Origin of the sequence: Maritalea porphyrae, assembly GCF_030159895.1 — a bacterium.
Taxonomy (GTDB): domain Bacteria; phylum Pseudomonadota; class Alphaproteobacteria; order Rhizobiales; family Devosiaceae; genus Maritalea; species Maritalea porphyrae.
In genome coordinates this window covers 477,532-502,040 of sequence record NZ_BSNI01000001.1, presented here as the reverse complement: position 1 = coordinate 502,040, position 24,509 = coordinate 477,532, and the positions used below count along the sequence as shown (strand labels likewise).

At 50.7% G+C, this 24,509-nt stretch carries 31 protein-coding genes and 1 other RNA gene; 18 read left to right on the top strand and 14 right to left on the bottom strand.

What is annotated here, in order from left to right; genetic code table 11:
• Positions 1-63: 63 nt before the first annotated feature.
• Positions 64-1,131, bottom strand: coding sequence for a class II fructose-bisphosphate aldolase (fba, locus tag QQL65_RS02535; protein WP_284361779.1), 1,068 nt, complete (start codon positions 1,129-1,131; stop codon positions 64-66).
• Positions 1,132-1,444: 313 nt separating this feature from the next.
• Between fba and QQL65_RS02530 the strand changes: the two genes are divergently transcribed.
• On the top strand, positions 1,445-2,422 hold the full coding sequence (locus QQL65_RS02530) for an NAD(P)-dependent alcohol dehydrogenase (RefSeq protein WP_284361777.1): 978 nt from the start codon (positions 1,445-1,447) through the stop codon (positions 2,420-2,422).
• Between the two features lie 35 nt (positions 2,423-2,457).
• Here the strand turns inward: QQL65_RS02530 and QQL65_RS02525 are convergent, their stop codons facing one another.
• The 8 genes from QQL65_RS02525 to QQL65_RS02490 form a co-directional block, all read right to left on the bottom strand.
• The gene (locus QQL65_RS02525) at positions 2,458-3,186 is read right to left on the bottom strand and encodes a DUF4386 domain-containing protein (RefSeq protein WP_284361772.1); all 729 of its coding nucleotides are present in this window, start codon (positions 3,184-3,186) and stop codon (positions 2,458-2,460) included.
• 111 nt (positions 3,187-3,297) lie between these two features.
• Complete coding sequence (locus QQL65_RS02520) at positions 3,298-4,305, bottom strand: NAD(P)-dependent alcohol dehydrogenase (RefSeq protein WP_284361769.1); 1,008 nt, start codon at positions 4,303-4,305, stop codon at positions 3,298-3,300.
• An 8-nt stretch (positions 4,306-4,313) separates the two neighbouring features.
• On the bottom strand, positions 4,314-4,943 hold the full coding sequence (locus tag QQL65_RS02515) for a class I SAM-dependent methyltransferase (RefSeq protein WP_284361767.1): 630 nt from the start codon (positions 4,941-4,943) through the stop codon (positions 4,314-4,316).
• Positions 4,927-5,607, bottom strand: a complete 681-nt coding sequence (locus QQL65_RS02510; protein WP_284361766.1) for a DUF2306 domain-containing protein — start codon at positions 5,605-5,607, stop codon at positions 4,927-4,929. The genes QQL65_RS02515 and QQL65_RS02510 overlap by 17 nt, the downstream gene beginning before the upstream one ends.
• Positions 5,608-5,701: 94 nt before the next feature.
• Positions 5,702-5,935 (bottom strand): helix-turn-helix transcriptional regulator, encoded by a 234-nt coding sequence (locus QQL65_RS02505; RefSeq protein ID WP_379863100.1) that lies wholly within the window; start codon positions 5,933-5,935, stop codon positions 5,702-5,704.
• Between the two features lie 2 nt (positions 5,936-5,937).
• Positions 5,938-6,384: a hypothetical protein gene (locus QQL65_RS02500; RefSeq protein WP_284361764.1), complete on the bottom strand. Its 447-nt coding sequence runs from the start codon at positions 6,382-6,384 to the stop codon at positions 5,938-5,940.
• Positions 6,385-6,592: 208 nt separating this feature from the next.
• Entirely contained in the window at positions 6,593-7,555 is a 963-nt protein-coding gene (locus QQL65_RS02495; RefSeq protein WP_284361760.1) for an NAD(P)-dependent alcohol dehydrogenase, read from the bottom strand.
• A gap of 53 nt (positions 7,556-7,608) precedes the next feature.
• Entirely contained in the window at positions 7,609-7,953 is a 345-nt protein-coding gene (locus QQL65_RS02490) for a winged helix-turn-helix transcriptional regulator (RefSeq protein WP_284361758.1), read from the bottom strand.
• 208 nt (positions 7,954-8,161) lie between these two features.
• Here QQL65_RS02490 and QQL65_RS02485 point away from each other — a divergent pair, with 208 nt between their 5' ends.
• Positions 8,162-8,596 carry a nuclear transport factor 2 family protein gene (locus QQL65_RS02485; protein WP_284361754.1) on the top strand — a complete coding sequence of 145 codons (435 nt, stop codon included), beginning with the start codon at positions 8,162-8,164 and terminating at the stop codon, positions 8,594-8,596.
• Between the two features lie 3 nt (positions 8,597-8,599).
• A complete protein-coding gene (locus QQL65_RS02480; RefSeq protein ID WP_284361752.1) occupies positions 8,600-8,806 on the top strand; it encodes a tautomerase family protein in 207 nt (68 codons plus the stop codon).
• Between the two features lie 45 nt (positions 8,807-8,851).
• Here the strand turns inward: QQL65_RS02480 and QQL65_RS02475 are convergent, their stop codons facing one another.
• A complete protein-coding gene (locus tag QQL65_RS02475) occupies positions 8,852-9,223 on the bottom strand; it encodes a VOC family protein (RefSeq protein WP_284361750.1) in 372 nt (123 codons plus the stop codon).
• A 39-nt stretch (positions 9,224-9,262) separates the two neighbouring features.
• On the opposite strand from QQL65_RS02475, the gene QQL65_RS02470 reads away from it, so the two are divergent.
• Positions 9,263-9,802 carry a winged helix-turn-helix transcriptional regulator gene (locus QQL65_RS02470; protein WP_284361748.1) on the top strand — a complete coding sequence of 180 codons (540 nt, stop codon included), beginning with the start codon at positions 9,263-9,265 and terminating at the stop codon, positions 9,800-9,802.
• 135 nt (positions 9,803-9,937) lie between these two features.
• Complete coding sequence (locus QQL65_RS02465) at positions 9,938-10,351, top strand: hypothetical protein (RefSeq protein ID WP_284361746.1); 414 nt, start codon at positions 9,938-9,940, stop codon at positions 10,349-10,351.
• 94 nt (positions 10,352-10,445) lie between these two features.
• On the opposite strand, the gene QQL65_RS02460 is transcribed toward QQL65_RS02465, so the two are convergent.
• The 3 genes from QQL65_RS02460 to tkt form a co-directional block, all read right to left on the bottom strand.
• Positions 10,446-11,645, bottom strand: coding sequence for a phosphoglycerate kinase (locus QQL65_RS02460; protein ID WP_284361742.1), 1,200 nt, complete (start codon positions 11,643-11,645; stop codon positions 10,446-10,448).
• A 120-nt stretch (positions 11,646-11,765) separates the two neighbouring features.
• The gene (gene gap, locus QQL65_RS02455; protein WP_284361740.1) at positions 11,766-12,773 is read right to left on the bottom strand and encodes a type I glyceraldehyde-3-phosphate dehydrogenase; all 1,008 of its coding nucleotides are present in this window, start codon (positions 12,771-12,773) and stop codon (positions 11,766-11,768) included.
• A gap of 67 nt (positions 12,774-12,840) precedes the next feature.
• A complete protein-coding gene (tkt, locus tag QQL65_RS02450) occupies positions 12,841-14,820 on the bottom strand; it encodes a transketolase (RefSeq protein WP_284361738.1) in 1,980 nt (659 codons plus the stop codon).
• A gap of 233 nt (positions 14,821-15,053) precedes the next feature.
• Here tkt and QQL65_RS02445 point away from each other — a divergent pair, with 233 nt between their 5' ends.
• The 5 genes from QQL65_RS02445 (at position 15,054) to QQL65_RS02425 (ending at position 17,387) form a co-directional block, all read left to right on the top strand.
• Positions 15,054-15,344 (top strand): DUF4164 family protein, encoded by a 291-nt coding sequence (locus QQL65_RS02445; protein WP_284361736.1) that lies wholly within the window; start codon positions 15,054-15,056, stop codon positions 15,342-15,344.
• A gap of 6 nt (positions 15,345-15,350) precedes the next feature.
• On the top strand, positions 15,351-15,746 hold the full coding sequence (locus QQL65_RS02440; RefSeq protein WP_284361733.1) for a cell division protein ZapA: 396 nt from the start codon (positions 15,351-15,353) through the stop codon (positions 15,744-15,746).
• 43 nt (positions 15,747-15,789) lie between these two features.
• Positions 15,790-15,952, top strand: a non-coding RNA gene (ssrS, locus tag QQL65_RS02435) — 6S RNA.
• Positions 15,953-15,981: 29 nt separating this feature from the next.
• Positions 15,982-16,581, top strand: coding sequence for a 5-formyltetrahydrofolate cyclo-ligase (locus QQL65_RS02430; RefSeq protein ID WP_284361731.1), 600 nt, complete (start codon positions 15,982-15,984; stop codon positions 16,579-16,581).
• On the top strand, positions 16,578-17,387 hold the full coding sequence (locus tag QQL65_RS02425; RefSeq protein ID WP_284361729.1) for a TIGR00282 family metallophosphoesterase: 810 nt from the start codon (positions 16,578-16,580) through the stop codon (positions 17,385-17,387). The genes QQL65_RS02430 and QQL65_RS02425 overlap by 4 nt, the downstream gene beginning before the upstream one ends.
• A 54-nt stretch (positions 17,388-17,441) precedes the next feature.
• Here the strand turns inward: QQL65_RS02425 and QQL65_RS02420 are convergent, their stop codons facing one another.
• Positions 17,442-18,590, bottom strand: coding sequence for an AAA family ATPase (locus QQL65_RS02420; protein WP_284361727.1), 1,149 nt, complete (start codon positions 18,588-18,590; stop codon positions 17,442-17,444).
• 955 nt (positions 18,591-19,545) lie between these two features.
• Here QQL65_RS02420 and QQL65_RS02415 point away from each other — a divergent pair.
• The 8 genes from QQL65_RS02415 to QQL65_RS02380 all read left to right on the top strand — a co-directional run bounded on the left by QQL65_RS02415 (position 19,546) and on the right by QQL65_RS02380 (position 24,323).
• Positions 19,546-19,845 (top strand): DUF1330 domain-containing protein, encoded by a 300-nt coding sequence (locus tag QQL65_RS02415; RefSeq protein ID WP_284361725.1) that lies wholly within the window; start codon positions 19,546-19,548, stop codon positions 19,843-19,845.
• 49 nt (positions 19,846-19,894) lie between these two features.
• Positions 19,895-20,680 carry a CPBP family intramembrane glutamic endopeptidase gene (locus tag QQL65_RS02410; protein WP_284361723.1) on the top strand — a complete coding sequence of 262 codons (786 nt, stop codon included), beginning with the start codon at positions 19,895-19,897 and terminating at the stop codon, positions 20,678-20,680.
• Positions 20,681-20,833: 153 nt separating this feature from the next.
• Positions 20,834-21,586 carry a YebC/PmpR family DNA-binding transcriptional regulator gene (locus tag QQL65_RS02405; RefSeq protein WP_284362066.1) on the top strand — a complete coding sequence of 251 codons (753 nt, stop codon included), beginning with the start codon at positions 20,834-20,836 and terminating at the stop codon, positions 21,584-21,586.
• Positions 21,587-21,609: 23 nt separating this feature from the next.
• Positions 21,610-22,011: a DUF2946 family protein gene (locus QQL65_RS02400; RefSeq protein WP_284361720.1), complete on the top strand. Its 402-nt coding sequence runs from the start codon at positions 21,610-21,612 to the stop codon at positions 22,009-22,011.
• A gap of 58 nt (positions 22,012-22,069) precedes the next feature.
• Positions 22,070-22,561, top strand: a complete 492-nt coding sequence (locus tag QQL65_RS02395) for a copper chaperone PCu(A)C (RefSeq protein ID WP_284361718.1) — start codon at positions 22,070-22,072, stop codon at positions 22,559-22,561.
• A gap of 89 nt (positions 22,562-22,650) precedes the next feature.
• Positions 22,651-23,157 (top strand): crossover junction endodeoxyribonuclease RuvC, encoded by a 507-nt coding sequence (gene ruvC / locus QQL65_RS02390; RefSeq protein WP_284361716.1) that lies wholly within the window; start codon positions 22,651-22,653, stop codon positions 23,155-23,157.
• Entirely contained in the window at positions 23,158-23,775 is a 618-nt protein-coding gene (gene ruvA / locus QQL65_RS02385) for a Holliday junction branch migration protein RuvA (RefSeq protein WP_284361714.1), read from the top strand.
• The gene (locus tag QQL65_RS02380) at positions 23,772-24,323 is read left to right on the top strand and encodes a hypothetical protein (RefSeq protein WP_284361712.1); all 552 of its coding nucleotides are present in this window, start codon (positions 23,772-23,774) and stop codon (positions 24,321-24,323) included. The genes ruvA and QQL65_RS02380 overlap by 4 nt, the downstream gene beginning before the upstream one ends.
• Positions 24,324-24,509: the final 186 nt, after the last annotated feature.

The window sequence follows — 24,509 nt, the reverse complement described above, 5'->3', positions numbered from 1 at the left end:
CAAAAACGGCGCATCGGGAGACCAATACGCCGTTTGAAAATGAAGTGTTGTCTGTCGTCTTAACTAGCCAACTTTTGGATCAAGCTCGCCGCTTGCATAGCGATTGGCCATGTCTGCCAATGGGATGATACGGCCGATTTTGCCAGCTTGGCCGGCTGTGTTGAACTGCTCTAGGCGCTCAATGCACAACTTGGTCATCGCTTCGCGCGCCGGCTTTAGATATTTGCGCGGATCAAATTCACCGGGGTGCTCTTGCAGGATGCGCCGGATCTGGCCGGTCATTGCCATACGGTTATCTGTGTCGATGTTGATCTTGCGCACGCCGTTTTTGATGCCGCGCTGGATTTCTTCGACAGGCACGCCCCAAGTTTGTGGCATTTCGCCGCCAAACTGGTTGATGATGTCCTGTAGTTCTTGCGGCACGGAAGATGAGCCGTGCATCACAAGGTGAGTGCTTGGCAAGCGACGGTGGATTTCTTCGATCACGTTCATCGCCAAAATATCGCCATCTGGCTGGCGGGTAAATTTGTACGCGCCGTGTGATGTGCCCATCGCTATAGCAAGTGCATCAACTTTGGTTTCTTGCACGAATTTTACGGCTTCGTCTGGATCAGTAAGAAGCTGTTCCGTAGACAATTTGCCGTCAAAACCGTGGCCGTCTTCTTTTTCACCTTCGCCGGTTTCGAGTGAGCCAAGAACGCCCAATTCGCCTTCAACAGAGATACCACCTAGGTGCGCTGTGTCGGTCACTGTTTTGGTGACGCCCACATTGTAATCCCAATCGGCAGGTGTTTTTCCATCTTCTTCGAGCGAGCCGTCCATCATCACGGAGGTGAAGCCAGCTTGGATCGCGGTCATGCAAGTTGCAGGGCCATTGCCGTGGTCAAGGTGAATACAAACAGGGATGTGCGGATAGATTTCAATGATCGCGTCCATCATGCGCTTAAGCATCACATCGTGCGCATATGAGCGCGCGCCGCGCGATGCTTGGATGATAACAGGAGAATCTGTTTTGTCGGCCGCCTCGGCGATCGCCAAAGCCTGTTCCATATTGTTGATGTTGAACGCTGGAACGCCATAGCTGTGCTCGGCTGCATGGTCGAGCAATTGACGAAGGGTAATGCGGGCCATTTGAAATGTCTCCAAAAATGCTTGTGATTTACCCGGTTTCTGGCCCTTAGAGCGATTTTTGTCGAGTTAGACTTTGGGGTGACAAAGGTATGTTTTTGGTATTTATAATTCTCGTTATCATGTTGAAATATAACAATTTAAATTGCAGACCTGTCGCTAACCATAGTTGTGGAATGTGTGGATGATGGCGTGGCTAGGACGCTTAGAGACGATTTCAAGGGCTTGAATTGAAGCAATTGCCCCCAATTTCAATTGTACGACAAATTCTGCGATTAAAATGCCATTGTGCAATGGTGCTTTTTTGGAGGGGCAAATGGGCGACAAAATGCAAGCGATGACCAGCCGTGAATATGGCGGTCCCGAGATTATGAAACTTGAAGAACTGGATCGACCTGTTCCTAAGGACGATCAGGTATTGATAAAGGTCGCCTATACTTCGGTTAACCCCTTCGAATGGCACCATCTGCGCGGCGAACCGTGGTTGATGCGTATGGCGAACAAAGCACTGCTTAAGCCCCATGTGCATATTTTGGGCGCCGATGTGTCTGGCGTCGTGGAAGCCGTTGGTGCAAAGGTTACCCGGTTTAACCCTGGCGATGAGGTGTTTGGTGACATTGGTTTTGGTGCTTTTGCGCAATATGCGGTGGGCGCTGAAAAGAAGTTGGCACACAAACCCAATGATGTGAGCTTTCAAGATGTCGGTGTTGTTGGCATTGCGGGCCTGACTGCATTGCAGGCGGTGCGCGATTGGGGCGAAGTCAAGCCAGGGCAGAAAGTGCTAATCAACGGCGCTTCTGGCGGTGTCGGGACTTATGCGGTTCAAATCGCAAAAGTTTTCGGGGCAGAAGTCACTGCCGTTTGCAGTGGCAAAAATGCTGAACTTGTCAAAGGTTTGGGCGCTGACCATGTGATCGACTACAAGAAGGAAGATTTCACCCAAAACGGCAAGACCTATGATGTGATCATCGACCTAGCTGCCAGCAGATCAATCAAGGAGACAAAGCGCGCAATGGCGCCGGTATCACGTTGGGTGCATGTGGGCTTTAACTTCAAGAATATGATTTTGGGCGGCCTGTTTGGGCGTTGGCTGTTTTCTGATTCAGGCAAGTCGCTTGTGTTGAAAATAGCGGACGTCAACGTGGATGATTTAACAACTCTGGGCGACATGTTGGCTTCTGGAAAAATACGTTCCGTAATTGACCGGACCTATGAGCTGAAAGACACTTCGATTGCGGTGGAGTATGTGGAAACCATGCGCGCCAAAGGCAAGGTGGCGATTGAGGTTAATTGAAAAAGCCCGCCAATTTGGCGGGCTTAAGATCGGAACTACTCGGCGAGTTTAGAACGCCATTTTTCTAAGTTCACGCCTTTAAATAAGAACCAAATCGCAAGGCCAAGTTCGCCCACCGCGGAAGCGCCAAGCAGTATGTTGGTTGTAAGCGAATAGGGCGCGAGTTCCATCAGCCCGAAAATGCGACCAAAACTATCAAACGCGTAGCTTGGGCTGCCAATGATCAACGCAAGGCCGATAAAGCGGGGCAGGTAAGTGGAGTTGAAAACCAAGATACCAAGCAGCAGCATGTGCAGGGCAAAGAACAGTTGCCACGCAACGGTGCCAAAATTGTGCGTTTGGAAGAAGAACAATGCCAAGCTGTCTAACTGATCGGCGCTAAAGCTAGCGAGATAATTTGCGCCGCTTGCTGCTTCGGCCATCATCAATAGCGGTAGTAGATTGATCGCCATCACAACTGTCATCGCCAATCGGGCAAAGCTGGCCATTAGTGTGGTGGCGTGGCCTGCAGGTTTCATCAAAACATATAGTAGGCCGGTCAGCACAATCTCGGTGAAGATGATCACCACTTGCGCAACAACGCCGAGGTAGAATGTACCAGAATTGGTGCGCATATTCTGTGCGGTTTGCGTGGCGTCACCGGCAACAACAATCTGCTCGGGCATATACATCAACCCGATGGGGCCAGCGACAAGTAATATGACATAGCATAGGGCCGCAATGATGGTGAGTTGACGTGGATTATTCAAATAGGACGTTGCCATTTTACTCTCCTGAAAGTTGGGTGATGGCGTTTTTGAGACGGTGCAACTGTTCCCAAAGCCCTAAATGAGCTTCTAGGGCCGTTGCACATAGATTGATGAATGGCTTCAGGCTCATTGCTCGTTCCATTCTTGCGGGTGGATTACGATGCACCCTTCGCGGACCTTGTTTTCATAGGCCCAAGCCGCATCAATCGCCTGGTTCATGGGATAAGTGTGCGAAACGATTGGCTTTAGACTGCCATCTGCAAGTCGCGTGGCAATTTCAGCAAGCTTGTCGTCTGACGCCGGGGCCAGGACACAAAGCTGTTGTTTGCCGCCTTTGCCTTTGGTTTGTTTTTGCTTCCACAAATGAGAGAAGCCGAACATGGCCAATAGGTGACGCCCTTTAGGTGTCAGCACAGGTTCCACTTTGTGCCAAGGCAAAAAGCCCGCGCAATCGATGATCACATCGTATTTCTTGCCGTGCTTTGTGAAGTCGGTCTTTCGATAGTCGATGGTCTCGTCTGCGCCTAGTTTTTTCACCAAGTCTTGGTTTTGCGCAGAGCATGTGCCAGTGACATGTGCGCCGAGCGCTTTGGCCAATTGAGTGGCAACGCGACCAATGCCGCCTGATGCGCCATTGATCAGCACTTTCGTGCCAGAACCAATTTGAGCCGTGCGCACAAAATGCATCGCTGTTTGCGCATTGGAGCCACCAATGGCCGCGCCAGCGTCGAAAGAAACATCGTCGGGCAGCAGCGCAATTGGCGCAGTTTCTGGCAAACTGACAAACTGGGCATGGGCACCAAACTGCATGTCGGTGAAGCCAAACACGCGGTCGCCAACCTTATACTTGGTCACCTTGGCGCCAACGTGCTCAACAATGCCGGAAAACTCACCACCGGGAATTTTGAGCTTTGGTTTGAAAAAGCCCATCATGATTTTGGCTGGCAATTTCATCAAAGGCCAAGGTGAGTTGCCGGTGCGGGCCACTTGGTCACCATTGCCCATATGGGCCGACATTACCTTGATCAGTACTTCGTTTTCCTTAGGTGAGGGGACGGGCAGATCGCGCAGTTGCAGCACTTCTGGCCCGCCGAAATTCTCTTGGTATAGTGCTTTCATTGTTTGCTTTGTCATTTCAATTCTCATTCTGCTGGTTTTTGGGCCGCGATGAAGGCGCGGCAATCTTGGTCTGGTTCGTTTTGCGCACCCAGGATTTTGAAACTGCGGTGCTCAAGTTCAGCGTTTGGTTCGCCAAATTTGTAGACGTGAATAAAGGGGGCTAGCCGCAAGGCGCTTGCTGCAAGGATCAGTTGGCGTTTCCACCAGGTAAACTCGCCAAGGCATGGGGTTTCGACAAATAACATGCCGCCTGGTTTTAGAAGTGATTTGATCCGGTGGATCACCTCATCATGATCGTGCACCAAATGCAGCACATTGAAGGCGAGGACCGCATCAAAACTCTCTGGCTCCAATCGGGCGTCAAAAATGTCGGTTGCGAGGAAGCTTGCATTGTTGATGCCGCGCTTGTTCGCTTTTTCCGTCGCAATGCGGATCATTTCTGATGCGGGATCGATGCCCTCAATTGAATTGACGCGCGCTGCAATATCCAACGCAATCTCGCCTGAGGCACAGCCAAAATCGAGCACGTTTGCATCTCGATGCAATAGCTGTGTGATCTGGGTCAATCGCATTTCATAGCGTTGATCGTGATCGGAAATCGCTTTGTCGTAGCGGGTTGCTTGCCGGTTCCAAAAACTACTCTGCTGGGGCATGACGCAGTGCCTTTCTAGGTATGTAGTGGCTGCGCAGGATCATCTCCCCGATAATGACGTTGATTAAAAAACCAGCCCAAACGCCGATTTCGATCATAAGTATGCTCATTTCGCCGGTAGCGAAGTAGATTGGGAGTATAAGCAGGCGCTGCGTGGCCGGGCCGAGCCCGATCATTACCGCGCGCATCATCCATTCATTGTGGCATTTCACGTCGCGCTTCAAAATTGCGCGTAGGCCCAAGATAAGTGATGCCATCATGCCGAATGAGAAGATCAGCACCGCTGCATATTTCCACCCCGTGCCGAAGGCTGGGAAATATTGGTTCATATACATTCCAGTGCCAGCAGCACCCAAGCCTGCAACAAATAGCAGACGGCCGGACCAACGGTGAAATTGCGGGGCGCGTTTGCGAAAGCCGGGGACGAATTGTAGCGGCGCCATAATGTTGAAAAAGATACCGCACACGATATGGGCCACCACGGGCAGGGGCGTGATCAAATATTGTGGGGACGTCATTTCACTGATTGAGCCATCGGCCGCAGGTCCGGCTGCAATGGTGGTAAGTTGGATCGTGCCAAAGGCGATGTTGACCAACCCGAAAAGGAACAAGAACAGCGGCACGCGCCAGTTCGAAATTCTTGGTTTGCTTTGAATTTTGGGCATAGGAATAGCGCTTTCAATCTTGAGGTTTTCAAGTGAATTCAAAAGAAGTTTTGGATTTTGGGGGTGAGGCGCAGCCCTTGGTTGCGCCTCGATGCTATTTCTTGGGCGGAGCTGGTGTGTAGCTAAACACTTCCTCTAGTGGCGTTTCAAAAACATTGGCAATGAGAAACGCCAGTTCCAACGATGGGGAGTATTTGGCTGCCTCAATGGCGACAATGGTCTGTCGCGATACACCCACCGCTTCGGCTAAGGCCTTTTGGCTCATTTCATTATGGTGAAACCGCAGCGTCCGAATATTGTTTTCAAGCTGTCCTTTGGGTTTGGCCATGATTAAAAGCCCATCCGGTATAGATAAAGACGCACAACGCTTTCAATGATGGATGAAAACCACATCGCATAGATCATCCCGACAAGTGCCAGCGCTGGGGTGAGGCCAAACATCAGCCACAAGAAAATGCTGATGAACATCACTGAGAAAGCAATAAAGGCCACCTTCATGCCGATCAGGTCGATCTGCTTGTCGCGCTCATCGCTTGTGTCCACATCAGTTTCTTTTGTGATGATTGCATTAATGATGGTGACGATGATGGTCACGATAATGGTGGCGATGATGGAGCCGCCGATGAGTTTGATAACACTCCAGCCAATTGTTGGGCCGGCATCTGGTCCCTCTAGCAGGCCGGCTTCGATGATGCCTTGCATATTGAGGGTATAGACCGCCATCACGATGATGCCGGTGATGACGTAAACAACGATGTTTCGTTCGTGGTAAGACATGTTTGCCTCGCTTCTCTTGTCGTAAATCTAATAAACTTGGTCGTGTTTGTTGTACACTATGTAATGTATATACGACGATGTGTCAATTATTTTTGACACATAGACAAGCTAAGGCGACATGGTGGTTAAAATTGTGGACATGCTAACGCGTATCCTTTGGCTCCGCCGTAGGTCGCTCGATCCACTAAATTGTTGATATAAATGGCGTTTAGGAAACTTTGATCACAACTTTGCCGTGGGCATTTTGATCACCCACATGTTGCAATGCCTCAGGCGTTTGTTCAAAGGGAAAGATCTTGCCGACATGTATTTTGATTTTTTTGTCGATCACCAATTGCGCTAAATCGAGTAAATCCTTGTGGTTGACGCTCCACATAAGGATTTGGAATTTCTGAACTTCATCGGCATTTTTCCGGCTCGCCATGAAGGCGCCGATAATTGCGCGCATTTTGCCGCCCATCATTACAAATGTGCCGGTTGGGCTTAGAACGCGCCGATAGGTTGAGGGCCATTTGTGCGCCACAGCATCGATGATCACATCAAATTTTTGATCAAGCTTTGTATAGTCGGTTTGCTTATAGTCATAAACATGATCAGCGCCAAAACTGCGCATGGTATCTTGCTTTGCCGCGCTATCGACGCCGGTGACTTCTGCCCCGTCTAGTTTAGCAACTTGGCAGGCGAACATGCCCGCGCCGCCACCTGCGCCATTTATCAAAACCTTGTCGCCGGGTTTGACTTTGCCAAAGGTGCGCACGCCTTGATAGCCAAGCATCCCCGCTTGTGGAATGCAGGCTGCTTGTTCAAACGTTAGTTCCGCTGGTTTTTTGCAAAAGTCTTCTGCCTTGCCGCACACAAATTCTGCAAAACCGCCCCAGCCACTATCGGACACGTCGCCAAAAACCTCATCACCAACTTCGAAGTTGGTCACTTCTGTGCCGACTGCTTCAACTGTGCCGGATAAATCTGCCCCAAGGATTTTGTAAGGAGGGCTAAACGGACCGATCATTCGGATGATTGGTGCGCCTTTCATGATGTCCCAGTCCCAGCTGTTCACGGAAACGGCTTTGACCTTGATGAGGATTTCATTTGGCTTAGGGGAGGGTTTTGCAATCTCTTGCAGCGTCAGTCGATCGGCATTGCCATATTTGGTGCATATGAACGCGCGCATATTGTTCCCCTTTGTCCCTTGGACGCTGAAAGTGGGGCGCATAGCTTACAATTTCAAGCTCTGTCTTTTAGCTTATGCCCAACTTCAACGATGGCTTGAAGCGCTGGGATTAGCTCGCGCCCAATGTCGGTGAGCTGATATTCTACCGATGGCGGTGAGGTCGGTTTGACTTCGCGCACAATAATCCCGCGTTCCTGCAATTCCTTAAGCCGGGCGGACAACACTTTCGAGGACACCGGCGGGATGTCGATTTTTAACTCGTTGAATCGCCGCGGTCCGGCGCGCAAATGCCAAATCACGTTTGGGGCCCAAGCGCCAGCCAGCATCGACATACATTCGGTCAAATCGCAGCCAATCGGTGGGGCAGGGCTTTTGTTTTTCGTGACTTTAAGCGCCATGCTTTGTTTTCTCTTCTTGTTGTAGATTGCAACGCCGGAAATCATTTTGTGATCGTACGATCTAGAGAATGCACTCACCCGCCACGTTTGCCGGTTTCTCCAAGGTAACCCAATAGTGAAGGTTACGGATGGTAACTTGCTTGCTATTGGAAATCAATTGAATAGGTTTGGGTGCGAGTGGTTGCTGCAAATTTCTTAGGAGAAGTAAATGAGTGCGCAAATTGAAATTGATCAACAGGGGACGGGTTTTGCCGGTTCGTCGGCAACGACGCGCGAAGATTTTTCAGGTGTGGTGAGTGTCGTCCATCAATATTTGGATGGGCTTTATCAATGTGACGTTGAAACATTCAAACAAGTTTTTCACCCGCAAGCGATCTACGCGACAGCCGATGAGGCGCCGCTTTTGTATCGACAAATGGATGAGTATTTTTCGATTATCGCGAAGCGCCAATCACCGGCATCGCGGGGCGAAGTGCGCAACGAAGCGATTGATGATCTTCAGTTTGCCGGTGAGAATACAGCCTTTGCGCGGGTCCGCTGCGCGATTGCCGAAACCCAATTTGTTGATTTTCTGACCCTCGTTCGCACGAACGGGCGTTGGCAGATCATGTCCAAAATCTTCCAAATCAAACAGGGAAATTAAGCAATGCCATATGTGAACATCAAGGTGACTGACGAGGGTGTAACGCGCGAGCAGAAAGCTAAACTGATAAAGGGTGTCACAGATCTTTTGGTTGATGTGCTTAATAAGGACCCCAAAACGACCCATATCGTGATTGATGAGGTGCCATTGGAAAATTGGGGCTTTGATGCCATCCCAACCGATGTGCATCGCGCCAAACAATCTGCATAGTTCTTGCCCCGGCGCTATGGCGTCGGGGCTTTTTGACCAAAATGCCTACGATGTGAGGTCTTGCGCCAGCATCATCGCGTTGCCGTCCGGGTCGTAAAATGTCGCGGTTGAGACCATGCCTTCTACCGTGTCGGTTGGGCCGTCAAACTTTACACCTGCGCCTTCAAGCGCCGCCCTGGCACTAGCAATATCTGCAATGCCAAACACAGGCACGCTGTTGCCAGGTTGCGGCTCCGCCTGTTCGCCCAAGCCTAGAGTTACACTTTCGGTTTTGGTGCTTAGCTCGCTCCAACCCGCTTCGTCCGCATGGTAGATAATTTCGAACCCCAGCATTTCCTCATACCATTTTGCACTGGCATGACGGTCTTTGACGGAGATCGCCAAAGTAATCGTATTTTCTAGTGAAACAACTGACATAAATCTTTCCTTTGTCAAAAATATTAGTTACTATACTTTATGGACATAGAAGAGATTGTCAAGCTGTCAGCGAAAAGCTGGTCGATAAAAATTTTAGCGTTGATGCATTCGGGTGTGCCGGGAAGGCAAGCGCCGCTGCTGGCGGCATCTGGTGCTGGGCGCACAGCTTTTGGCCAGAGCCTTCAATATCTAATTGAAATTGGCATGGCGGAACGTAATCCCGGCCATGGTCATCCGCTGCGGCCAGAGTTTAGATTGACCAAAAAGGGGATAATCGCGGCAAAAACGGCGGCGGATGTTCTAAATTGTTTGGATGAAAATGACGATGGTTTTGCGCTGATGCGCAAAACATGGACGTTGCCTGTGGTGGCGCTGATTGGCAAACCCAAAAGATTTTCTGAGATCAAGTCGATGTTGCCTTCAATTACTGATCGGGCGCTGTCTCAATCCTTGTTGCAACTTGAGGAAAGCGGCTGGCTGCAACGCGAGATTGTTATTGAAGGTCGTCACCCTTATCCCAGTTACCAAGCGAGCGGCATCGGCATAAAAATTGAGCAAGTGCTCAACCAGCAATTTTAGAGATGCTTCATCTAATCCAGTGACAATATTGCCAAATTGGCCCGAAACTTTTAGTGTGAAGTACAATTTTCAATTGAATTCATCTAATAGTCGGCTGTTGTTTCACTATGCAGTTGCAAAAATGAAAGTGGAACTATGAAGTCGAATTTTGTTCGCGCAGCCGCGGTATTCGCAATTGCGACAATGAGTACACAAGCCTTTGCATCATCGTGCAACGAACTGGTGATTGATCTGCAGATGCCAGGCTGGCGCATTGTTGGTGCCTTTGTTGGCAGCGATGATTGCGAACATGGTGAAATCACCAACATCACGCCGAATGGGGCGACATTGGACGCTGCTTATCTTCATGGACCTGATTGCGAGTTGACATTTGCCGGTCCAAATCCGGGTGATAGAGCGCAGGTTCGCTTCCAGCAAAACTATTGCGCAATGGCGGCAGGAAATATCACCGTTGAAAGCATCACGGGCAATGTTCCAATTACCCGCGTACAAAAAGGCGCCTGGGTTGGCGACCGTCAGGGCACTGTCCTAGTTACTGGGTTCGAATAGTCACTATTCAGAATATTCGTTCCGTCATAAACAGACATGAAAAACCCCGGTGCAGTTCGCACCGGGGTTTTTTATTTGTGAATTCGATTGTTGGCTAGCTCTTGATCGCTTGAACGCCCGGCAATGGCTTGCCTTCCATCCACTCAAGGAATGCGCCGCCTGCAGTTGATACGTAGGTGAAGTCGTTCACAACCTTGGCTTTTGCAAGCGCTGCAACCGTGTCGCCACCCCCTGCAACGGAGGTCAGCTTGCCATCCAAAGTGCGCTTGGCCGCATATTTCGCCACTTCAATAGTGCCTTTGCCGAATGGATCGAGTTCAAACGCACCCAGAGGGCCGTTCCAAATCAAGGTTTTGGCTTCGTCAATTGCACCTTTGATGCGCTCAATCGAGTGATCTCCCACATCGAGCATCATGCCAGTTTGGTCCATGGCTTCAACGCCATAGGTGCGGTTTGGGGCATTGGCTTCAAAGTGCCAAGCGACCACACCGTCAATTGGCAAAATGATTGCACAATTGGCATCTGCGGCTTTGTCGTAGATGCGGCGGGCAGTTTCTGCGAGGTCTTTTTCGCAAAGCGATTTGCCCACATCAATACCCTGCGAGTGTAGAAAAGTGTTGGCCATGCCACCACCAATCACTAGGGCTTCGACTTTGTGGATGAGGTTTTCGAGAAGGTCGAGCTTGGTTGAAACCTTTGCGCCACCAACCAATGCGATCACGGGTTTCTTTGGTTTACCCAATCCTGCTTCAAGGGCAGACATTTCCATTTCCATGGCGCGGCCAGCGCCAGACGGCAATTGACGTGCCAGTGCTTCGGTTGAAGCATGTGCTCGGTGCGCGGCAGAAAACGCATCATTGAGATAAATGTTGCCAAGGCTGGCCATGCGTGCCGCCAGTTCGGCATCATTTGCTTCTTCACCGGGGTGGAAACGGGTGTTTTCCATGATGTAGATTGTGCCTTTGGCGCCCGCCTCAAGCTGTGCTTTGGCGGCGTCTACATTTGTCCAGTCGGTTTTGACAAATTCTACAGGCTGGCCAAATGCGCTTTTGACAGCGTCGACGATAAACTCAAGTGAAAACTCGGCGTTCACTTGACCCTTTGGGCGACCAAAATGCGACAGCAAAACGGGTGTGCCGCCATGCTCAATGATGTGGCTCATGGTTGGGCCAAGACGCACGATGCGCGTATTGTCGGTAACTTTGCCATCGGCCACTGGCACGTTAAGGTCAGCACGTACCAAGACGCGCTTGCCGTTAAAATCGAAATCTTCGAGTTTCTTGAAACTGCTCATCGGTTCATTCCGTTCTTGCCGCCCGATTGGGCGAAAAAGGAGTTGTATTCTCTTATAGCTCAAAAATAAGGGGCCCCAAAGAGCCCCTTACAAAATTCGGTTCGCTTTTGGACGCGAAACTTACAAAGTTTTGCCAATCACAACTGCAACGTCTGACATGCGGTTTGAGAAACCCCACTCATTGTCGTACCAGCTCATGACAGAAACGAAGTTGCCGTCCATGACTTTGGTTTGCTGTGCAGCAAAGTTTGAAGAGTGTGGGTCGTGGTTGAAGTCGATTGAAACTTTGCTTTCTGGATCAAAATCAAGAACGCCTTTCAATTCACCTTCTGCTGCTGCTTTGACAACCGCATTCACTTCTTCTGCTGTGGTGTCGCGTGACGCCACAAATTTCAAGTCAACAACAGAAACGTTTGGTGTTGGTACACGTACTGACATGCCGTCCAATTTGCCGTTTAGCTCAGGCAAGACAAGGCCAACAGCTTTGGCTGCACCTGTTGATGTTGGGATCATGGACATTGCTGCTGCGCGCGCGCGGTAAAGGTCGCCATGCATCGTGTCCAAAGTCGGCTGATCGCCAGTGTATGAGTGAATGGTGTTCATCATACCTTTTTCGATGCCGATTTCGCGGTGCAATACTTTAGCCAATGGTGCCAAGCAGTTTGTTGTGCAAGATGCGTTCGAGATCACTTTGTGGTCGGCTGTGATGTCTTCGTGGTTCACGCCGTAAACTGTAGTGATGTCAGCATCTTTGCCAGGTGCTGAAATCAATACGCGTTTTGCGCCTGCATCTAGGTGGAACTGAGCTTTATCACGCGCTGTGAAAATGCCTGTACATTCCATCGCGATGTCAATGTCCAACTCACCCCAAGGCAATTCCTTCGGATCACGGATCGCGTAAACTTTCATTGGGCCACGGCCAACGTCGATTGTGTCGCCGTCAACAGTTACTGTGCCTGGGAATTTGCCGTGCACGCTATCATAGCGGATCAAGTGTGCATTGGTTTCAACTGGGCCAAGATCGTTAATTGCCACAACTTCAATATCGGTACGGCCTGATTCAATGATTGCGCGCAAAACATTGCGGCCAATGCGACCAAAACCGTTAATAGCTACCCGTACTGCCATTTTTCATCTCCAAGGGGGTGAGAATTAAAGAAGGGGCAGAAAACGCCCCTTCATATTGATTGCTAAATTATAGTTGAGATTTTGCGGCTTCAACCACGACTTTCGCCGTAATGCCGAAATGCTCAAACAATTGTGCGCCAGGGGCGGAAGCACCGAACGAACTCATGCCCACAAACTTGCCATTTGGCCCAATATATTGTTGCCAACCCATCTCAATGCCAGCTTCCACTGCCACGTAAGATTTGGCATTGCCAATAACTTCTTGGCGATAGTCCGCGTCTTGCTTTTCAAAAAGCTCCATACAAGGCACAGATACAACGCGAACGCTGTTTTTGTCTTTTTCAAGCTCTTTGGCAGCATCCATTGCCACTGAAACTTCAGAGCCTGATGCGAACAAAACAATATCGGCGTCATTTTCGCCATAAAGTGTGTACCCGCCTTTGGCACAGCGGTTGGTTTCAGTTGCGTCGTGACGCAATGCTGGAACGCCTTGACGGGTTAGCGCAAGGATTGATGGGGTCTTTTTAGATTTGAGCGACAATTCCCAACATTCAACTGTTTCCATCGCATCCGCTGGACGGAACACGTTGAGGTTTGGAATGGCGCGCAGTGCAGCCAAATGCTCAACCGGTTGGTGAGTTGGGCCATCTTCGCCAAGCCCGATTGAATCGTGGGTCATTACATAGATAGAGCGGATGCCCATAAGCGCTGAAAGGCGAATTGAAGGGCGGCAATAGTCTGTAAAGACCATGAATGTGCCGCCATATGGGGCCAAACCGCCATGCAGTGCGATACCGTTCATGGCCGCGGCCATGCCGTGTTCGCGAATGCCATAATAGACATAAGAGCCAGAACGATCTTCAGCGGTAAAGGCTTTCTGCTCGCCAGACTTGGTGTTGTTTGAGCCTGTCAAATCGGCGGAACCGCCAAACATTTCTGGCAATACGCCATTGATCACGTTCAACGATTTTTGCGAAGCAACACGTGTTGCCCATTTTGGCTTTTCTTCGGCCAATTCGCGTTTGAACTCAGCAATTGCTTTTTTGAAGCTGGTTGGCAGTGAGCCGTTTTCGCGACGATCAAACTCTGCTTTGAACTCTGCGCCTTTGGCTTCTAGGCGTTCTTCCCAAGCCGTGCGGTGCTTGGTTGAGCGGTTACCCGCCAGGCGCCATGCGTCAACAACATCGTTTGGCAACACAAACGGCGCATGTGGCCAACCAAGTGCTTCGCGTGCGCCAGCAATTTCTTCTTCGCCAAGTGGTGCGCCGTGGGCAGCTGATGTGCCCGCTTTTGTCGGCGCGCCAAAACCGATAACGGTTTTTGCAGCGATCATTGTTGGCTTGTCAGATTTTTGTGCTTCCAAAATCGCTTTTTCAATTGCGTCTTGGTCGTGGCCATCCACAGAAAGTGTGTTCCAGCCTGATGCTTTGAAGCGCGCATGCTGATCTGTCGAATCAGACAAGGACACTGCGCCATCGATGGTGATGTCGTTATCGTCCCAGATCACGATCAATTTGTTCAGCTTTAGGTGACCTGCCAAAGCGATTGCTTCTTGGGAGATACCCTCCATCAAGCAGCCATCACCAGCAATGGCATATGTGTAGTGGTCAACAAGGTCAGAACCATAGTCCGCAGCAAGCTTTGCTTCGGCCATCGCCATACCAACCGCATTGGCAATGCCTTGACCCAAAGGACCAGTTGTTGTTTCGATGCCTGAGGCGTGACCATATTCTGGGTGACCAGCGGTCTTTGCACCTAACTGACGGAAATCTTTGATGTCTTCCATCGTCATGTCTTCGTAGCCGAGCAGATGCAGCGCGGAATAGAGCAACATGGAGCCGTGGCCAGCTGACAGAACGAAGCGATCCCGATCAGGCCAGTTTGGCGCTTTAGGATCAAATTTCATGATTTTGGTGAAAAGCACTGTGGCGATATCAGCAGCGCCCATTGGCATGCCGGGGTGGCCGATATTGGCTTTTTGCACGGCGTCCATAGTTAGCGCGCGAATTGCATTGGCCATTGCGCTGGTTTTGGCTTGATCTGTCATCAAAGTCCTGCCCGAATTGATTTGCCCCGATAAACGGGATTGAAGTGGCGACAATTGCTGGCGATGTCATATCAGGTCCGGTTTTTGAGTCAATTCCCCCATTTTCGCCAAATTTATGCTAATTGCTGGTTGCAATTGGGGTAACGGATCAGGTTATCTGCATATATAACAGAGAATCAAAGTAAAGTTCGCGTTGGGAATAGCTGCGCATCGAGGGACGTCTGGCTGATTTGATGGTTGAAAAAAGTTTGGATTTAGACGGTGCCAATGCGCGGCTGGATAGCGCTTTGGACCGGTTGGAACGTCAATTGCGCGAAACGCGCCAGCAATTGGGCACAGCGTCTGAATTGGAACTTAAGGTGCAACACTTATCCAAAGAGCGTTCTCGGCTTGCTGACGAGTTGGAAAAAACAACCGCCCGCGCCACCGATATCGAAAAATCTGCAAAACAAGTTTCACTGCGCATTATGGGCGCCATGGAAAAAGTGCAAATGGCACTAAATGGCGAGAGCGAGGCGTCGTAGATTTCAATGGCAGAGATTAGTGTTGAAATTGATGGGCGCAAATATCGCATGGCCTGCGAAGATGGTCAGGAAGCGCACGTACGCGATTTGGCCACGCGGTTTTCCAACTATGTGGAAGGTCTTAAGGGTGAATTCGGTGAAGCCGGGGACACACGCCTGACCGTGATGGCCGCGCTTACGGTGATGGATGATCTCAAAGCTGTGCAAGACGAGTTGGCCAGCGCAAAAGATGCGTTAGACCAGTTGGCGTTCAAATCGAACAAGTTGGTGGAAGAGCGCGACGCGCTGGAAGAAGATTTCGCCAAGCAGATCATTATGGTCTCTGAACGGGTGGAGCTATTGGCCGCCCAGCTTGAAAATGCATCTCAGCCGAAGACTGCATCGGTCGACGACCAAGGCTAAGTAGTTTTTTCTTTAAAACTGATCACTTTCGCACTATATGTGCACCTCGCTGCCCGGTTCGTGCCGGATATTTTGTATTCCCGGGGCCTTACCGATCCTTTAGGGAGCTGTCCCTGTTTAAGCTCGTGGGTTTTTACATACGGCGCCCACCTACTTTTGTAGGTTCCCAGGATCAAAAACATTCCGACGGCCAGGGCGGCACCTTCATTATTGTGGTTTAGAAAGACCAAGCGACTTGAGCGAAACAACTACAAACGCGGAACAAAAATCTCTTTTGCGCGAAAAAGCACATCAACGCCGCGCCGCTCTTTCTCCCGCATTTCGCAAAGAAGCCGCTATTGCCGCTGCCGAAACTTTTGCCGCCGCTGTGCCTATCAAAGAGGGTCAAGTGGTTTCCCTTTATTGGGCCATTCGCGACGAATTGGCGACAGAACCATTGCTGGTGCAGTTGATGGATGAGGGCCATCAGGTCTGTTTGCCAGTAGTGTTGGGACGAGATCAACCGCTAGAATTTCGACTTTGGCAGCCCGGGCAGCCATTGGCGCCATCCGGATTTGGCACGCTTGCCCCGCAATTGGGCGCGCCGGTTGTGACGCCTGATATTATGGTGTTGCCCATGCTTGGGTTCGACAAACATGGCAATCGGCTAGGATATGGCGCGGGTCATTATGACCGCTCAATTGACGGCATAGACAAACCTGTGATGCTTGTGGGCTATGCGTTTGCTGCGCAGGAACTTGATGCTATGCCAGCTGAGCCGCACGACAAACCATTGGATATGGTTGTCACCGAAGCGGGTGTTAAACGGCTTAGAAAAGAAGAGGCAGTTTCGTGAGAATTTTATTCTTGGGCGATGTGATGGGCCGCTGCGGCCGTGATGGCGTGCAGCGCTATCTGCCTCAATTGCGCCGCGACTATAATTTTGATTTTGTCATTGTGAACGGCGAAAACGCTTCGCATGGCCGTGGCATAACCGAAAAGCATTATCGCGAGTTACTGGACGCAGGCGCGGACGTGATCACCTTAGGCGATCATGCGTTTGACCAAAAAGAAACACTAAGCACCATTGCGCGCGAAGATACGATGTTGCGCCCAATCAATATGTCCGACGCCGCACCGGGGCGCGGCGCCATGATGTATGAAAGCCAAGGCGGGCAACGCGTATTGGTGATCAATGCGCTTGGGCGTGTGTTTATGAACCCGATTAACGACCCGTTCGCGGCGGTCGATGATGCGCTTAACGCTTGCCCGATGGGCGATGTGGCCGATGCGGCAATTGTTGATTTTCACGCTGAAGCAACGTCAGAAATGCAAGGCATGGGCCATTTTTGTGATGGCCGCGCGTCGCTTGTGGTCGGCACCCACACCCATATTCCAACCGCCGATCATCGGATATTGTCCGGCGGCACCGCCATAATGTCCGATGCGGGTATGTGCGGCGATTATGACAGCGTAATCGGCATGCAAGCCGAAGAACCAGTCAATCGTTTCGTCACCGGCATGCCCAAAGAACGCTTCACCCCCGCCGAAGGCAACCCCAGCGTGTGTGGCGTCGCCATTGAAACCGGCGCTGACGGCTTATGCACCTATGTGGCACCTTTACGGATTGGTGGCAGTATTTCTGAGGCTTTGCCTTTTTAGTTTTTCGCGCCGCCGTTGGGCGCGTCTGCGAAATATTGGAAGAGCCTTCGTATTCTAACGTTTTGGCCATTCCCACGCTTCGGGAGTAAGACCTTGAACGATTGTTTCTCCCGTGTCTTTTTCAAGGTGGTGTGTGACCATTTCGTCAGCGTTTAAAGCGTCGGCGAGGGCTTGATTGTGCGAAATAAGCAATATCTGACTTTCTTTGGAAACGATTGAAATTAAACGTGCGAGCGGTGGGATTAGGTCTGGATGCAGGCTCGTTTCAGGTTCATTCAAGACCATAAGACTGGGAGGGCGTGGTGTTAGAAGCGCTGCCACGAGCATCAGGTAGCGCAGCGTTCCGTCAGATAACTCCGAAGCAGTAAGTGGCCGCAATACGCCGCGCTGCCGCATGTTGAGTGTAAAGACACCTTCATTGATTGTTACCTCAACAACACTATTTGGAAACGCATCCAAAATCATTTCATCAAATGCATCTGCATCCCCGATTTCTCGGATGGTCTGAACCGCAGCGGCGAGGTCTGCGCCATCACTTGAAAGTACTGGCGTTCTAGTGCCTATTTGTTGTTTTCGCGCAGGTGCATCACGGTCGGTACGAAGCTGGTCATAAAAGCGCCAGTTTCGCATCCGGTCTCTTAGGTGTAGCAACTCCGGCGCGTTTCTTGGATCAGCTGCATGCGTCATCATGCTGTCAAATGGCAATAGGGAAGTGGTTGCCTGAGACCATGTTCCGTCTTTGGTGCGTATACGGACACCGGGGCCTCGCCGTTCTGCAAGAACGTTGTTTCGGCGTATCTTTTCGCCAATCCACACGGCTTCGGCTTTGATTTCTGGATCGTTGGCGAAAGCCGTGCGTTCTGGTGGCAGTCCAAGGTCTACCGCGTAACCATAATCTTTTGACGCGAAACCAAGTTTTAGTCCAACGCGATTGCGGCGGCTCGTCCCCGTGATTTCTACTTGGCCGGACTTCATTGCTCGAGAAATTGTCTCTGGCCCTGCCCAAATTGTGGAATTTAATCCCCCTTCCGACGCTAAAGAGGCGATTGCCCGGCCTTGGGAGACTTCGCCAAGTAATCTGAGTGAACGATATAGCGACGATTTGCCGGCACCGTTCGCGCCAGTAATAACCGTTAGAGGGGCTAGAGGCAGGATAAGGCTGCGAAGCGATCTATAGCCCGATATGGCAACGGTTAGTATCATAAATCTGTTTCTAAAGTGGCGAAGTAAGTTCGTAATTTATCATGTGGTGGACGTTATGTCTGCTTTGGAAAGAGGGATATTTTTTCGCTTGTTACGCCGTCAATTGTCCTCTTGAAGTTTGGTTTCTAGCGGATTGACGGTCAAACTTATCCCCGCTCTCTGACCTTGTGCGATGATGTTCTCACCTTTTCTTGAAACCGCTCAGGGCATTGACGAATGTCGGGCGGTGAGGGTTGTTGGTGTTGCGTTGGGGTTTCTCTTTCGTCATGCTCGGGCTTGACCCGAGCATCCATGTTGCGGTGCTGCGTGGTAAAGCCGCTGCAAAGCTAATGTTTCTTTGCCACTTGTCCGCTCATCATGGACCCTCGGCTCAAGCCCGAGGGTGACGATAGGAGAGTTGAGCTAACGGCGCCAATAGGTCCCGCATCAGCCTCTCGTGGTGTGAACGCCACTTAGTTGCCCAAGGATGACGGGAGAGTTTGTGGCCCGTGTTCTCTCCAAATTTGGTGTTTTGCACCAATTGGCGGGGGTGCCGGGGAAGCAGCCGAAAGGCTGCGACGGCGGCGCGTAAAGAGCATCCTTCAAAGAAAAGGGGATGGTTGAAAGGCAAGACGTTTGCCTTTCGCTTGAAAGTAAATGTCCAGTCTGACGCCGAAGGCAGATGTAAGTCATTAGTGGGTTGGTTCCCATTGAATCAGCAATGATCTGCAATCTGGAGCAGCAATGCTCAGAACCACGGATTGTGATGCATTTAAAGAGGATAGACGGGTGAGCACCTCGGGGCATTATCTTTTCAAGCAGCAAGCCATTTGCGCGAGGCGTTTTACGTCTCATTTTTTGAACTAACACAAGACGAGACCTAAAACGCCTCGCGCCCTGAACTTAAAAATGATAACTCGGTGAGCAAGGCTCAGCCGAGCTTTTGTGCTGGAAAATTCAAAATGGGGAAACAAGTATGGCCGACTATTACGTGATCGTGGACGTGCAGATTGATGATGCAGAAGAGTACAAGAAGTACATGGCGCTTGCGCGGCCATTGGCGGAAAGCCATGGTGGCGAGTATTTGGTGCGCGGCGGTGAATTTCAGGTCAAAGAAGGTACGTATTTCGCGCCACGTCGCCTAGTGCTCCTCAGGTTTCCCTCAAAGCAAGATTTTGATGCATTTTATGCAAGTGAGGAATATCAAAAAGCCCGCGATATTCGGCTGCCTGCTGGCGACATGGTGATGATTGGCGTTGAAGGATTTGAAGGGTAATATCATCACCAGAGGCATGGGTGAACTCTGAACGAAAGGATTGAAGCTGATGCGTCAGATTTGGATTTTTCTTGGTTTAACGTTTGCCTTTAGTTGGGGATTTTGGTGGCCCGAAGTTGTCGTGGTCAATGGCGGCACTTTGCCTTTCGGTTTGACGGACTATTTTGCGCAACCGGGAAGCCCTGCAGCATGGGGGCCGTTGATTGGTGCAGTTCTGTCGGCATTGATCGTTGGTGGCTGGGGCGCGGTTGGCGCTTTGTTGAAGCGTGGCATAATGGCTCGCTTTGCATGGGTCTATTACGCTGTAATTTTTTTGACGTTTCCGATTTTGATTGGTGGCGCGATGGCGTTGGCCATGATTATGGGCGAGGCGATGCCACAAAGCGAAGGGCTGCAAGACCCTGCAGTGCTGCCCATTGCATTTCTTTTCATTTTGTTTCTGGGTGGTCCGTTACAGGAGGAGTTTGGTTGGCGCGGGGTTTTGCTACCAAAACTACTTGAGCGGTTTGGGCCTTCGGCTTCAAGTATCATGGTTGGGTTGGTTTGGGGTCTGTGGCATTTGCCGCTGTTTTATTTGCCTAGCCAAGCATTTTATTACGAACGCCCAGTTTGGGGGTTGGTCCTATCCACCGTGTTGATTTCGTTCATTTTCACTTGGCTCTATCGGCGCACTGGGGGCTCGATTTGGGCAATGTTGCTTTTGCACACGATGTTCAACTTCACCCATTACGTGGTGCCGACATTGCAGAATGATCTGGCCGCAACAATACTCTGGGGCACCCAACTGGCGGCGGTAGCATGGATCGTTTGGGATTGGCGAAGAGAGAATGCGTGATAGTTGGATCGAGAATTCGATTTGCTTGATCCAGCGCAAAGTGTGGGCCATCACTCCCTTCTACAAACAAGCCAACGAAGGCTTTATTTTCGACTGGTGACGCAATATAAGGTGCGAAATCAGTTCAACTAACCATGAGGGATGACCGAAGACATGGCCGGCCATTCACAGTTTAAAAACATTATGCACCGCAAGGGACGCCAAGACAAAGTGCGTTCCAAGCTGTTTTCAAAGCTTTCAAAAGAAATCACCGTTGCTGCGAAAAGCGGCATGCCAGACCCAGATATGAACCCGCGTTTGCGCTTGGCTGTTCAAAACGCCAAATCGCAATCAATGCCAAAAGACAATATTGAGCGTGCAATCAAAAAAGCGGTTGGCGGTGAAGGCGATGCCTATGACGAAATCCGCTATGAGGGGTATGGTCCCGGCGGCGTTGCAGTTATCGTTGAAACGCTTACGGACAACAAAAACCGCACAGCTTCCACTGTGCGTTCGACCTTTTCAAAGAATGGCGGCGCTTTGGGTGAAACCGGCTCAGTTGGCTTTATGTTCGACCGTGTTGGCGAGATCTCTTATGACCCAGAAGCGGGTGATGCGGATAGCGTGATGGAAGCAGCGATTGAAGCCGGTGCTGAAGATTGCGAATCTGATGAGAACGGTCACACGATCATTTGCGCGTTTGAAGATTTGAACGATGTATCCACAGCGCTTGAAAAAGCATTGGGCGAACCAAAATCGGTGAACCCGATTTGGAAGCCACAAAACAATGTGCCTGTGGATGCGGATAAGGGCGCGACATTGATGAAGCTTATCGAAACGTTGGAAGACGATGATGATGTGCAGAACGTTTACGCCAATTTTGAAATGTCGGACGAGGTGATGGCGCAGCTTTCAGCTGGCGAGTAGCGCTTATCCGATAAGGAACGAAAATGATGTTGGGCCACTGGCTTGGAAAATTGAGGGAAATATTGCGGTTGTCGCGCGCGGAACGTGCGTTGACGCTAGCGATTTTCTTGCTGTTCCAGGCCATGTTGCCCAGCTATGCCAATGCGTTGTCCAATTGGTCTGGGGAAGACCGGTTGGTGCTATGTACATCGCATGGGCTAATCACCGTTGATACAAAAACGGGTGATGAAACCGTACTTGAGGGCGAGACCATGTGTCTCGTCGCTCAGTCTGCTGCAGCGGATTTGGCGCAAGCGCCGGCCCTGCCGCATTTCCAAGCGCCTCCGGGGGACGTTTCTCCTTTGGTCCCTGAAGGGTTGCTTGATCATCGGCGTGGTTTGCACCTTTCGCCACATGCGCCAAGGGCGCCTCCTGTATTGTCCTGAAAATTCCAATTCCTTCTAAGCGCATAATGCGCAATTCCAGATTTCAGGACCCCAAAAAATGAACAATTTTATCCTCGCGCTCGTGAGCGCTGTTATGCTTGTCGCTGGCACTTTTGCGGCGCAAGCCGATATGAAACACACATCGCCTATGGCAGGCGACATTCACATTGAAAATGCTTGGACTCGTGCCACACCAAATGGTGCGCCAGCAGGCGGCGCATTTGTTACTTTGACCAACAACGGCAAAATGGCTGATCGTTTGATCGGTGCGTCTTCTGATGTCGCGAAGGTTGTTGAAGTGCACGAAATGAGCATGGACAATGGCGTGATGAAAATGGCGCACCTCAAAGACGGTTTGGTGATTGAGCCGGGCGCTACAGTTGAATTGAAGCCAGGCAGCTTTCACCTAATGATGATTGGTTTGCACAAGGCGATCGCCAAGGGCGATATGGTGAAGATCATACTTGAGTTTGAACATGCTGGGCAAGTTGAAATGATGTTTCCTGCGGCTCAGTTGGGCGCGCCGGGCATGGATCACGCCAACCATTAATTGGCGACGCAGTCTTGCGTACAGAACAAGAACATGTTCAAAGAAGAGGTGCGGGAAACTGCACCTCTTTTTATTTGGCATAGCGATAGATGAGCAGTTCAACAATACGCATTTTGGGCATTGATCCGGGGCTCCGCAATACGGGCTGGGGCATAATCGATCAAATCGGCAACCGCCTGACCTATGTGGCGTCCGGCGTAGTGCAACCACCAATCAAGGATGATTTGCCGGTGCGCTTGCTTGGCTTGCACGAAGGCATCAAAGAATTAATCGCCAAACATAAGCCTGATGAAGCTGCAGTTGAAGAAACATTTGTCAATGCAGGGCCGCGCTCGGCACTGCTTTTGGGCCAAGCGCGGGGCGTGTGTTTGATGACCCCTTCGGCTTGCGGGCTGCGGGTTGGAGAATATTCCGCCAACAAGGTGAAAAAGTCAGTGGTTGGCGCAGGCCACGCGGACAAGAACCAAGTGCAATTGATGATCAATATTTTGCTGCCCACGGCAAAGTTTGAAAGCGCAGACGCGGCGGATGCTCTAGCGATTGCGATTACCCACGCGCACCATCGCGGCAGTTTAAACCAGAAGGCAAGTGCATAAATGATCGGCAAACTCAAAGGCCTTGTTGAGGCGCTCGAAGATGATAGCGTTCTGATTGATGTGAATGGGGTGTGCTATGTGGCCCATTGCTCTGGCCGCACCTTGGGTAATTTGCCTTCGATTGGCGAAGCAACAGAATTGTTTATAGAAACATATGTGCGCGAAGATCAGCTCAAGTTGTTTGGTTTCGGCACCCAGGCTGAAAAGCAATGGTTTTTGTTGCTGATGACGGTGCAAGGGGTTGGTGCGAAAGTGGCGCTGGCGATTTTGTCGACGCTGTCGGTTTCTGAGATTTCAAGTTCGATTGCTTTGCAAGATAAAGCCATGGTTGGCCGCGCACCAGGCGTTGGCCCTAAGGTGGCGCAGCGCATTGTCACCGAGCTTAAAGGCAAAGTACCTGCCCTGGGCGCGCTGGACCCAGGTGTTCAGGGCTTGCAAGAAGCTATTGGCGAAGGTGTGGCCACTTCAAACGTCGCCGATGCGGTTTCAGCGCTGATCAATTTGGGCTATTCGCAAATGCAAGCCTCTGGCGCATTGGCAAAAATCGTAGCCAAAGAAGGTGATGATGTTTCGACAGAAAAACTCATCCGCATGGGGCTGAAGGAGTTGAGTAGTTGAACAACGTTCTAAAATTTGATCCAGAAAAGAAGCGTAAGCCGGAGCCGGAACAACAAAAGCCGCAAAATGAGGCGGTGCGATTTGTATGGATCAGCGCCATTGTTGGGCCGTTGGGTAGCGCATTTTTGTTGATGGCTCTATTCGGCTTCTCTGACATTTGGGCGGCGATCACCAACCCTCTGGTTGGTGGCTATTGGGCGCAGGTGGGCAAGCTGTTTGGCTTTGCGATTATCCTCGGCGTTGGGGCCATCCCGTTCAGCCTTGGCGCATTGGTGCCTTATGCCATGGCGGTGGAAAAAGGCTTTGTCTTGTTGCAATCCATTTATGTGCGCCGCGCGGTGATCGCTGGCGGCATATATGGCGTAGTTGTGGTTTTGGCGATGAGCTATGTGGTGGCGTCGGGCCTTAGCGCATTTGGTTTGGGGCAAATGGCTGCTGGCGTTGCAATCGGAGGTGTCGCAGGCGTGATGGTATCGTTCTTCTGGGCTCATGTATGCTGGATTATTGGCGGTGAAAAACTGTCACCCAGAACCAATGATAATAGGTAGATAATGAAAGCCACCAATTGGTTCATAAAGATTTGTGACGAATGATTATGATCAAGCTAGTTGCGAAGGGGTCTCGAGGAAAGAACTTCCTGCTATTGTCAGTGGTACTATGGCCTGCCCTAGCAATCGGAATGTTTCTTTACTTCGCAAGCCAGCTGGGCGTTGTTACGAAGAGCAAACCACTGA